This is a genomic window from Peribacillus sp. SIMBA_075 (assembly GCF_046534585.1).
On record NZ_JAWRYN010000076.1, the window covers coordinates 1 to 10,954 of the forward strand.

12 protein-coding genes and 3 pseudogenes are annotated in these 10,954 nt (G+C 33.8%); 10 read left to right on the forward strand and 5 right to left on the reverse strand.

Annotated elements, in window-relative coordinates:
• Positions 1–672: 672 nt before the first annotated feature.
• The 3 genes from SB775_RS26635 to SB775_RS26645 all read right to left on the reverse strand — a co-directional run bounded on the left by SB775_RS26635 (position 673) and on the right by SB775_RS26645 (position 2,813).
• Positions 673–1,299: an FMN-dependent NADH-azoreductase gene (locus SB775_RS26635; RefSeq protein ID WP_410864131.1), complete on the reverse strand. Its 627-nt coding sequence runs from the start codon at positions 1,297–1,299 to the stop codon at positions 673–675.
• A gap of 208 nt (positions 1,300–1,507) precedes the next feature.
• On the reverse strand, positions 1,508–2,092 hold the full coding sequence (locus SB775_RS26640; RefSeq protein ID WP_410864132.1) for a DUF3238 domain-containing protein: 585 nt from the start codon (positions 2,090–2,092) through the stop codon (positions 1,508–1,510).
• Between the two features lie 136 nt (positions 2,093–2,228).
• On the reverse strand, positions 2,229–2,813 hold the full coding sequence (locus SB775_RS26645; protein ID WP_410864134.1) for a DUF3238 domain-containing protein: 585 nt from the start codon (positions 2,811–2,813) through the stop codon (positions 2,229–2,231).
• A gap of 151 nt (positions 2,814–2,964) precedes the next feature.
• Between SB775_RS26645 and SB775_RS26650 the strand changes: the two genes are divergently transcribed.
• Positions 2,965–3,438 carry a MarR family winged helix-turn-helix transcriptional regulator gene (locus SB775_RS26650; protein ID WP_410864135.1) on the forward strand — a complete coding sequence of 158 codons (474 nt, stop codon included), beginning with the start codon at positions 2,965–2,967 and terminating at the stop codon, positions 3,436–3,438.
• Between the two features lie 628 nt (positions 3,439–4,066).
• On the opposite strand, the gene SB775_RS26655 is transcribed toward SB775_RS26650, so the two are convergent.
• On the reverse strand, positions 4,067–4,693 hold the full coding sequence (locus SB775_RS26655; protein ID WP_410864136.1) for a helix-turn-helix transcriptional regulator: 627 nt from the start codon (positions 4,691–4,693) through the stop codon (positions 4,067–4,069).
• Between the two features lie 372 nt (positions 4,694–5,065).
• Here SB775_RS26655 and SB775_RS26660 point away from each other — a divergent pair, with 372 nt between their 5' ends.
• The 4 genes from SB775_RS26660 (at position 5,066) to SB775_RS26675 (ending at position 7,517) form a co-directional block, all read left to right on the forward strand.
• A complete protein-coding gene (locus tag SB775_RS26660) occupies positions 5,066–5,590 on the forward strand; it encodes a YwhD family protein (RefSeq protein ID WP_410864137.1) in 525 nt (174 codons plus the stop codon).
• 128 nt (positions 5,591–5,718) lie between these two features.
• On the forward strand, positions 5,719–5,955 hold the full coding sequence (locus SB775_RS26665; protein ID WP_410864138.1) for a ferredoxin family protein: 237 nt from the start codon (positions 5,719–5,721) through the stop codon (positions 5,953–5,955).
• A gap of 110 nt (positions 5,956–6,065) precedes the next feature.
• Positions 6,066–6,977 carry a UDP-N-acetylmuramate dehydrogenase gene (murB, locus tag SB775_RS26670; RefSeq protein ID WP_410864139.1) on the forward strand — a complete coding sequence of 304 codons (912 nt, stop codon included), beginning with the start codon at positions 6,066–6,068 and terminating at the stop codon, positions 6,975–6,977.
• Between the two features lie 36 nt (positions 6,978–7,013).
• A complete protein-coding gene (locus SB775_RS26675) occupies positions 7,014–7,517 on the forward strand; it encodes a flavin reductase family protein (protein ID WP_410864141.1) in 504 nt (167 codons plus the stop codon).
• Between the two features lie 181 nt (positions 7,518–7,698).
• Here SB775_RS26675 and SB775_RS26680 read toward each other — a convergent pair.
• Positions 7,699–7,827 (reverse strand): annotated as a pseudogene (locus tag SB775_RS26680) (ferredoxin--NADP(+) reductase); the annotation flags it as partial.
• 2 nt (positions 7,828–7,829) lie between these two features.
• Between SB775_RS26680 and SB775_RS26685 the strand changes: the two are divergent.
• The 5 genes and pseudogenes from SB775_RS26685 to SB775_RS26705 form a co-directional block, all read left to right on the forward strand.
• Positions 7,830–8,279: pseudogene (locus tag SB775_RS26685) on the forward strand (NAD(P)/FAD-dependent oxidoreductase); the annotation flags it as partial.
• Between the two features lie 103 nt (positions 8,280–8,382).
• Positions 8,383–8,628, forward strand: a complete 246-nt coding sequence (locus SB775_RS26690; protein WP_410864145.1) for a YuzB family protein — start codon at positions 8,383–8,385, stop codon at positions 8,626–8,628.
• Positions 8,629–8,827: 199 nt separating this feature from the next.
• Positions 8,828–9,442, forward strand: a complete 615-nt coding sequence (locus tag SB775_RS26695) for a superoxide dismutase (RefSeq protein ID WP_410864142.1) — start codon at positions 8,828–8,830, stop codon at positions 9,440–9,442.
• A 407-nt stretch (positions 9,443–9,849) separates the two neighbouring features.
• Positions 9,850–10,043 (forward strand): annotated as a pseudogene (locus SB775_RS26700) (CDGSH iron-sulfur domain-containing protein).
• A gap of 477 nt (positions 10,044–10,520) precedes the next feature.
• The coding region (locus SB775_RS26705; protein ID WP_410864143.1) for an IS110 family transposase at positions 10,521–10,954 on the forward strand (434 nt) is incomplete at its 3' end.

The following is a 10,954-nucleotide window of genomic DNA, read 5'->3' on the forward strand; positions in this document are numbered from 1 at the left end:
AACCGCCGTATACCGAACGGTACGTACGGTGGTGTGAGAGGTCGGAGGCTAGGCGCCTCCTCCTACTCGATTTATGGCACTAACGGGGCAGTTTAGTTGAAGAAGGGTGATATAATAATTTCTATAAAACAGATGGGAAATGAGAACTATAGGGAGGGGAAATTTGAACTTGGACAAAACTCAAGTAATGGTTTACTTCAGCTTGTATTAGGGACGCCCGGAAATGATAAGTCGTGCCTATTATTTATTGTAATGGCTATCTTCCAGCCGAAATCGTAACAATTGCATAACCAACCCCTTTTTTATGAAGCTTTCAGGCTTCTTCAGAAGCCGAAAACGTTGATTCATCAACAATGTATAAAATCATGCATAACCAATAAAAACGAACGACGTGAACCCCCTTGGGCGCCAAGGGGGTTTTTGGTATGAGTATTCATAGATATTTTAGGATCTTGTTGGTTGGTGTAGCGTCAGGATTTTGCTAATTTACTACTCATGAATGCTTAACGTTGTAAATCCGCATTTTCCTGACTGGACCCGAAGTTGAGAATGTAAAGTACACATCAATTGGTTCTTACTACTCAAAAGTAGCAAGATAAGCAAATAAAAAAAGCAGTACCACCACTATAAAAGTGTTGGTACTGCTATATTAAGTGACAAGTTTTTTATTAATTAGAACGTACTTGCTACTTTAACAGCTTTTTCAAGCCCTGCAGCAATAATTTCTTCTGCTTTATCTGCGAATTGGTTGTGACCTTCAATCACTATTTTCTCTATATCTTTTACACCGAAAAAGCCCATCATACTTGCTACATATTTAACAGCCATTTCTACTTCAGCTGCTGGTCCTTTAGAATACACACCGCCACTTGCATTTAATAATGCAATTTTCTTATTTCCAACAAGACCTACCGGACCTTCTGGCGTATATTTAAATGTTTTGCCCGCGCGGTTTAAATAATCAATATATGTGTGTAGTACAGCTGGAATTGTTAAGTTCCATAATGGGAATCCAAACACAACTTTATCAGCTGCAAGGAATTGTTCTAAATATTTATCAGCAACAGTTACTGCTTTTGCTTCTTCTACTGTTAAATCAAGTCCTCTACTAGCCTTAAATGTACCGTTAATCATATCTACTCCTACATATGGCAATTCTTCCTTGTATAAATCAAGCTCTACTACTGTATCATTTGGATGAGATTCTTTATAGCTCGCTAAAAAAGCCTCATATAATTTCACACTAACTGCTTGATTTGCTGGACGATTGTTTGCTTTTACAAATAAAACTTTTGTCATTCTTTTTTCCCCCTGTTTCTCACTCTTATGTTGTTTTTTCGTCATTATTTTAGTGCGAATTCAAATTGTGTTGTTTGGGATCTTACGTAGCGTAATAAAACTTAAAGCGTTTCTTGTCTAAATTTTCTTAAAGTGGGATTTCCCATTTTGTGGGTGAAATACCCATAATGAATTCAAATTTATCTTGGCTTGATGAAGATGTGTGACTTTATAATATCTTTTTAAAACTATACTCCATTTCTCCAGCTAGAGCTTCGGGAGTATCACCAGTTTCTCTAAAATCATGCGTATATATTTGTTCAAACGGACCAAAATTTACTTGCTTATAAAATTCATAACAAGGGAATCCATCGTGTGCTCCTTGAATATCGATACTACCATCTTTTTTGACCTGTACAGTTAATAGGTAGTCAACAGGAGGTGCATATATATTTAAAGGGTTGCTAGCACTAGCACTCATTTGAAATTTGACGTCATCTGACTTCCATACAACATCAGTGCACAAAATACCTTCCGTACTAGCTTTTCCTGTTTTTTTATTAACGGAACCATCAGGAGTTGTGATTCTTTCTGTTGTTATGCCAGTATTCGCATATGTGAAGATTTCTTTTTTATAAAAATCTACAATTACTTCTTGTTCAATTCTGGAACGCATAGCGTTTACAGCATATGGTGTAAATTCACGTGAGTCACCTTCGAATTGAATCAGGTTTCCTGTTTGAGTATCCTTTTTAGTCTCAGTCCAAGACATTGGAATAAATACACTTGCTCTAACTTTAACGATATTAGTCATGAGACACACCTCTATGATTTTTAATTTTATGGATAATAATATTGAGTCATTAAGCAAAGCAAATCGCAATTTCTTTCGTATAAAATATTGCTTTTCCTTTAATATTTGCTTGTAAACTTCTACTTAGTATTTATATCTAGATTGTCGTTTTAAACCTGTATTCCATTTCCCCAGCTAGCGCTGCTGGAGTGTCACCAGTTTTTCTGAAATCATGTGTATATATTAATTCAAATGGACCAAAATCTGTTTGTTTATAAAATTCATAGCAGGGGAACCCATCATGTGCACCTTCAATTTGTGCAACACCACTCTTGTTAACATGTATAGTTAATAAATAATCAGCCGCAGGTGCTGCTGCATTTAAAGGGTTGCTTGCACTTGCCCTCATTTCAAAAGAAACTTCATCAGTGCCCCACACAACATTAGTACATACAATATTTTCTGTACTTGTTTTTCCTTTTTTATAATCAATAGAACCATCTGGATTTGTAACTTTTACAGTTACGGAACAAGCATTTGTATAGGTGAAAATTTCTTTTTTATAAAAATCAATAATCACTTCTTGCTCTAATCTTGACCGCATAGTGTTTACAGCGTTTGGTGTAAATTCACGTGCATCACCAGTGTATTCGAATATCTTTTCTGTTGCAGAATCTTTAATAGGTTCTAACCAAGCATACGGTGCAAATACACTTCCTCTAATTTTAACGATGTTAGCCATGAGAACCCTCCATAATGTATGAACTTTGTTTCGGTGAATCCTATTTCTTATATAATTGGACTATAGTCAATTTGATTGACTACATGGTGTATAGTACAATGGATTTTAAATAAAGTCAACCTGATTGACTTTATTTAAGGAGGTTTTATGTATGAAACATGAAGTATTTAGTGAATTGGATCTTACATCACTTTTATCATTATCCTTTAGTACATCAATTAATGAATTACATGACAGATTGAGTGAATTGGGATTTGGAGATATTAGACCTGCACATGGTTTTATGTTTAAATGCATCACTCCCAATGGAGCAACAGGTATAGAACTAGCCGAATATTTAGGAATTACAAAGCAAGCTGTGAGTAAAATGGTGGATTATCTTGAGAAAAGTGGCTATGTAATGCGCAAAGCTCATCCCACTGATAAGAGAGGGAAAATTATTGTTTTGACCGAACGAGGTTGGTTAGTAGTGAAAGCAAAAGAGAAAATACTAACTGAGATTGAGCAACGTTGGATTGAAAACATAGGTGCTGAACGCCTGCAAATGCTCAAAGAAGATTTAACAAAATTAGTTTATGAAGAAAATGAAGATAAACTATCATCGAAGTTAAGACCTGTCTGGTAATTATAGAGTTCATAAAGGGAACTTTTAATCGTGCTTAAATTCGTACTAACAGTACAGCATTCCTGTAATGATATAAATTAGCAGCAAGGTTTGTGAAGAATTGTACGGGAGCGTTAGTTCAAGAAAAACAAGCTTAATTGATTTGTGTTTCTATTTTCGTTGTTCCATTAAAGGGCCGATTGCTGAACAATGAGCAGTCGCTACTAGGCGGATCCGAATTAGTTCTATAAATAATTAGATGTAAATAATGAAGAAACCCAGCTAATCTTCTGATGTGAAGGTAGCTGGGTTTTTAAAGTTGGATGTGCAAAATAACACGAGTTTTGGAACAAATAATAGCATCTATGATTATCATAAAGTTGTTTTTAGCAGTATAAATGTCTGTTTTATGGAACCTTATTTATGACTGAAATAACGGATAGCCAATGAGTGCTCTTTTAACTTTGTTCATTAATCGAATTAGTTTGTTGAGAAAGTATAATTTTTATTTTAATCATGTTAATTCTTGGTTTTTGAAGGAGTTTGACATGGAGATTGTTATGAAAAATGGAGAGCTAGAATTTATAAAATGAATGTGGTTGGCATAGTGTAAACAAAAAAAACCGCAAATGCGGTTAGGTTTCATTGGTTAAAATTTAATTAAAAATTTGCAATGGTCATCTCTATCTGTTTTACAGCAAATTCTATTTACCTGGTCTGTTTCAAGTACATTTTTAAACATTTGTGTTTCACAACTGCAAGCTGTTTTGAATTCCTTCGCCACTGCTAGAATTGGACAGTTATACTCAACTAGTTCATATGTGTTTTCGCCTATTTGAGATATATTTGCCATATAACCTTTTTCGTTTTGAATTTTAACGAGTTCATTCATCTTTTCATGGGTAGATTTTTGAGCGATTCTTGTTGAATATTCCTTCGTTAGTCGTTGCTCTCGTTTCTTAAATAAATAATGGATGGATTCCTCTCCATGCAAATCTTTGATATCGTGAAGGAATTCAACACTGATTCCCTCATAATTTTTAGGGAATAGTCTTTCACCTTTTTCTGTTAAAGAATAGATTTGTAAAGGTCTTCCCATGGGCTGCTTGATTTCGTTACTTTGGATTAAACCATCTTTTTCTAATATATTTAGATGTTTTCTTACAGCCATATGTGTAATATTTAATCGATCAGTTAAGTCATTGACCGTTAATGATACTTCTTTTTTCAATAAATCAAGTATCTTATCTTTAGTAGATTTTTTTGTAGCATCCATGATCATGAGCACCTCACTTTCAAATAAGAGGAAAATTTAATCAAAATTGTATTTATAATAAAAAGCAGTGCGTATATGCTGTGCACTGCTGGAGTTTTTTATTTAAATTAAAACTAATTATACTATATAGTATAAAATTCTAAAAGAGAAATAGCCTATTTTGGCAATTATCGATATTGAAGAATTTGGCTTTTAAATAATATCTGAAGGAAATTAGAAAAAAAGAATCAGAAAGGATGCAAATAAATTGTTTCTAATTAACTTTTGTTGTATTCTTTAAAAAGATTAATTATACCTTTTAATATAAAAAGTATAATTAATTCGTTTGTTTTTTTCATAGTGGAATAGCTTAGAGAAAGGTAGGCAACTCATTTGAAAGAACTAAATGAAAAACAAGAAGTATTTTTCAATATATTAAGCGGTGATTCTACGGATGGTGACGGTGGTTATGGTGTTGGTACGATGGATCTAAATAATGTTACACCTATCATTATTAATCCAGAAGATAACAAAATCTTTATAGATATGGAAGCTCTACATGGTCGAAGTGTTGTGGAAAAAAAGGTAGGGTTCCGACCAAATAAATCTCATGCGGGAGATGACCCGAAACTTTATTGGATTGTTTGGGTGAGTCTTAATTCTACAAAAGATGGTCCATATTATTCAGGGTGTACCGCATGTGAGATATTTGTATCCAGAGAAGATCGACGCATTAAACTCGGATATAAGTCCATGCCAGAGCATGTTAATTACTTGGATAAAGCAATAAAAAGTAAATTTGTTTTATCACATATTGATAAGAAATCGAAAAAATTATTAAAAGAATTCTTAATAAGTTATGATAAAGATTTTTGGGAACGATCTAGTAAAGAATTAAAGGAACAAATCACTGTTTAATTTTCTTACTTAACTCAATCAATTTAAAAAATTATAAGGTTGGTCTGACTAGATAACTTACATTATGTTTGTAAGGATATTTAAATTTAGTATTTAATGATTATTTTAGATAAGTAGGAGTGAGTAAAATGGCGTTTGTTATTACATCACCTTGTATTTCGGAAAAAGCAGCAGATTGTGTTAATGTTTGTCCAGTAGATTGTATTGAGCTTAGTGAAGATCAATATATTATTGATCCATCTATATGTATTGATTGCGGTGCCTGTGAATCGGCCTGTCCAGTTGAAGCAATCTATCATGAGGATGAATTACTAGTAGAAGATCAAATTTTCTTTGAAAAGGCTAAAAAGTACTTTGGTGCATAATCTCATTCTTTTTAGTATGCCTAGTATATGAAAAACAGATTATGGACTTTGAGATGGAGGAGGACCTACTCTGTTAGTTAAATGAGTCTGACAGTAGTTAATTGATTATCATGAATTACTCTCAAATTTTAGATGAAATTAAAGCAATTTGTCCTCATTCGTTTATACGACTTGCTGAACCGATGGCAAATCATACATTTATTCAAACGGGAGGAAATGCGGATATCTATATCAAACCAGAAAATGTAGAAGAAGTTCAAAAAATAACTCGATACTCTTTTATAAAAAGGATTCCTTTAACCATACTTGGTTATGGAACAAATGTGATTATTCGAGATAGAGGAATTCGTGGAATTGTGATGATTTTGGACAATTTAAATAAAATAAAGGTACATGAAAATGAAATTAAAGCTGAAAGTGGAGCCAGTATCATTGATGTGTCCAAAGCTGCTCTCAAGCATCATTTATCAGGGATGGAATTTGCATGTGGAATCCCTGGAAGTGTAGGAGGAGCATTAATGATGAATGCAGGAGCCTATGGCGGAGAAATTTCATTTGTCCTAAAAAAGGCTAAAGTGATCACGATGTCTGGTGATCTTCGTACACTTGATGAATCTGATTTCCAGTTTGGCTACAGAAGGAGTATTTTTGAGAAAGAGAACTATATGGTGCTAGAGGCAATTTTTCAATTGGAGAAAGGAAGTTCCATGAAAATCCAAGAAAAAATGGATAAATTTACATTACTTCGGCAACAAAAACAACCACTTGAATTTCCTTCTTGTGGCAGCGTCTTTAAGCGTCCGCCCAATTATTTTGCAGGTAAATTAATCTCTGATAGCGGTTTGCAGGGGAAACGGATTGGGGGTGCGGAGGTCTCAACGAAGCATGCTGGCTTTATTGTGAATATAAATCATGCAACATCAACGGATTATCTGCACTTGATTCAATATATTCAGGAAACGGTGAAAAGAAAATACAATATTGAAATTGAAACAGAGGTTAAAATCATTGGTGAGGAGTAACTCTTTTATATAATTTATTGAAAGGTGTGTTTGAATATGGAAAACAGTACGAAGGTATCTCTTTTTAAAGAAGTAATGGGGAATTATCCTACTGGTGTAACGGTCGTAACAACAGTAGATGAGCACCGCATTCCTCTGGGGCTTACAGTCAATTCATTTGCATCAGTATCAATAGACCCTTTACTCGTCTTATGGTCTATTGATAAAAGGGTATCATCTTATAAGTCTTTTATAAAAACTGAAAAATTTGCTGTACATGTATTATCTGGTGATCAGAGTGAAATATGTAATTTATTTGCAAGTAAAGGTACTGATCGATTTGAAAATTGTGAATGGAATTTATCAGAATATAATCTGCCAATTATTTCAGGAGCTTCTGGGGTTTTGCAATGTAAAACTATAAAAACGATTGAAGCAGGTGATCATACTATTTTAATTGGAGAAGTAGTAGATATTCAAAATGAAAACAAAAAACCTCTTTTATATCATAAAAGAAATGTCGGAAAAATTCCCGAAGAGTTTTACAATAAAAATAAGTAATTTTTAATTGTTTTATTATCCATAAATAAATTATTAATATTTTTCCTCGATAATAACAACGAAAAGGAATCTGAAAAAACAAGCAGGAAGATGGAACTTTCAAATTCAAATCTTAATCAATTTGCGGGTAAAAAAGTCATTGTTTTTGGTGAGGAGATTCAGCGGTTGACTGGTCGTTAATAATAAAGTAATGGAGATTTTCCCCTTCATATTGAGATGCGTTATCTAATTCAATTCGACGAGGATGAAATGCTCCATTTCATGCCGTAATAATAACAGCCTTAGAATAATGAATCTCTTCGTTAGTTGTTTGTTCATCGCCGTGATAAATTTCGTGCACATGAGCATAGCGTAATGAATCTCCAAAATTCTAAGGTTGAGATAAAGACTCCTTATGTCCCAACTGTATTGATTGGGGATGAAAGTAAAATTAAGCAAGTAGTTCTTGAACATGTATCTGGCGAAGGTGAAGAGATCATTGATGTGGATGCTGTTATTGTAAACTATGGTTTTGTTTCTTCACTCGGCCCAATCAATGAATGGGGATTAGATATTGAGAAAAACTCGATTTTCGTTAACTCTAAAATGGAAACAAGTATTCCTGGGATATACGCAGTAGGGGACATTTGCACATACGAAGGGAAAGTAAAACTAATTGCTAGTGGTTTCGGTGAAGCTCCAGTTGCTATAAATGCTGCAAAATATTACATTGATCCAGAAGCAAAAAAACATGTCCCTCACAGTTCAGACATGTTCAAATAACAAACTGTAAAATTTTGGTGATGACCTAGAAACTGAGGTAATCATTTTAGGTGAAGAATATTAACTGATAAAAAAGTTCATTAATATTATGGAGGTTAAAAAAATAGGTATTGTAGTAGTAGAAATATGTGAAAGTAATTTTATCAATCATCTTGATTTAGAAACCATAATTGAAACAGAGTACCCAGAAGTAGCAGTTATTCAAAATGACTGTCTCTCTTTTTGTGGAATGTGTGCACGCAGGCCATATGCAATGGTAAATGTGAAACGGATTTTTGCTAAAACCCCAGAAGAATGTTTAGAATTAATTCGTACGCGGATTGAAATGGAATTATCATTATATAAGTAAAGAACAATATATCCCGTACTCAAGACTAACCATTTTAAGTGTAATAAGGTAGGATTTGGGATTCTGAAAGTTGCCAGAGAATTACGTTATTAAGTTGAATTTTAGATGTTAGATGTTTTTATACTTATTATCAGAAAAACTATAAAAAATAATTAAAATTTTTTATAGTTTAAAAAAAATATATTTGGAGGAATTTTAAATGTATAAATATGAACTTCTAGCTTTACCGTATGATTTCAATGATCTTGAACCACATTTTGATGAACAGACGATGATGATTCATCATGATCGCCACCATGCAACATATATCAATAACCTAAATGCTGTACTCGAAGGACATGATGATCTTTCTAACAAAAGTGTTGAAGAGTTAATTGCAAACCTTGATGTTGTTCCTGAAAATATCCGTACTGCTGTGCGCAATAATGGTGGAGGTCATGCTAATCATAGCTTATTCTGGACGATCCTTTCTCCAAACGGTGGTGGAGCTCCTACTGGTGTAGTTGCAGAAGCAATAAATCAAGCTTTTGGGAGCTATGATCAGTTTAAAGATGAGCTTACTAAAGCTGCAACAGGTCGCTTCGGTTCAGGTTGGGCTTGGCTAGTTATGGACGATGGACAACTTGTTATTACTAGTACACCTAATCAAGATAGCCCACTAATGGAAGGTAAACAACCAATACTTGGCCTCGATGTTTGGGAACATGCTTATTATCTCAACTATCAAAACAAGCGTCCTGATTATATTTCTGCTTTCTTTAATCTCATTAACTGGGATGAAGTAAACAAGTTATATCAGACCGCGCAAGCTTAATTAAATAATTATTATTTTTCTGAAACACCCTCCTATGATTCAGGTATTGCTTGAATCTAGGCCTTCAGAGACGAAAAATCAGGGTTAGAACTGTAGTCTTTTTTTTTATAAATGTGGAGTTATACACTTAAACTAATAGGTGTTTGACTCAATAACTAGGTTGCTGCGGCAACCTTTTTTTAATAAACTAACATGGCAGTTTAATTGAATAAGGTTTTTGGAACTTTATAATATCGTCTAAAAATATGGGAAGGGCGATAAAATGTGGTGTGTTTTTATTGGTAGAACGGTTCTTCTTTTTGTAATTACAGGATGTCAATCAAATAATATTGAGGAGGTAGGAACATCTTATTTATCGTTTAAAGTTATTCCCCCTTGGCAAAAATGTTTTAAAAAAGAGGTGATTTATTATAGCTACTATCAAAGTTAATGATAATGGTTCATTACGTGTATCAGGGAATGTAGAGTTAGTCGATGGCGAATGGAATAAAATTGAAAAAAGGAAATCTTTTCCTTGTGCAGATGTGGACTTTCCGATAATAAACCTTTTTGTGACGGATCCCACAAAGGTAAATTCGAAAGCGTGGTTAGAGTTGAATAAAGCTAGTGGGATTTTGGGAATTGAACACCAAAAAGCCGCCAGATTCATTTTTTTTATTACTAACTGTTATAGGATTAGGCTAAGGATGAATGGAAATCATCATAAACAGTTGGGTGATTACAATGAGGATTTGAGTATTTCACAACATCAAGCAAGCCAATCAATCTGGGATTACTGATGAAAAAATCCATACCTCTATTATTATTACATTTACGAAAGAGTAATTGTTGTTGAACTATCAGTTGCTTTACTTCAATTAGGGAGTTGCTTTGAACTGCACCTCCAATTATTAGATGGTGTCTAACAATTGGGGTGCAGTTCACTTTGGCAGCTCTTTTTGTTATGCAACTAAAGGGGCAGCATTCCTGTAATCAATGAAATTGAAGTTTGAACAAAAAAATAACCTCTTGGTAGAATGAGAGAGTCCTGAAGCTCGGCGAAGAAAAGGACAAAACTCAAATACCAGGAGGCTTTAAAATGAATTATAACCAAAATAAGAAAATTGCTCAAATTACCTCTCAAACCCTTATTGTAGGGGTGGATATTGCTAAATTCAAGCATGTGGCACGTGCTCAAGACTTTAGAGGAATGGAGTTTGGATCACCTTGTTATTTTGAGAATACAAAAGAGGGATTCGAGCATTTTCTTAATTGGATTATGGAAATCAAGAAAGTACAATGTATGGAAAATGTGATAGTTGGGATGGAACCGACAGGGCATTATTGGTTCAACCTAGCTCATATGTTAAAAGAAAATGAATTGAAGTTTGTAGCTGTAAACCCTTTGCACGTCAAGAAAAGCAAGGAGCTTGATGATAATTCTCCTACTAAAAATGATGTGAAAGATGCTAAAGTCATTGCACAGTTGGTCAAAGACGGAAGATACGCCGAACCTACGATACCACAAGGAGT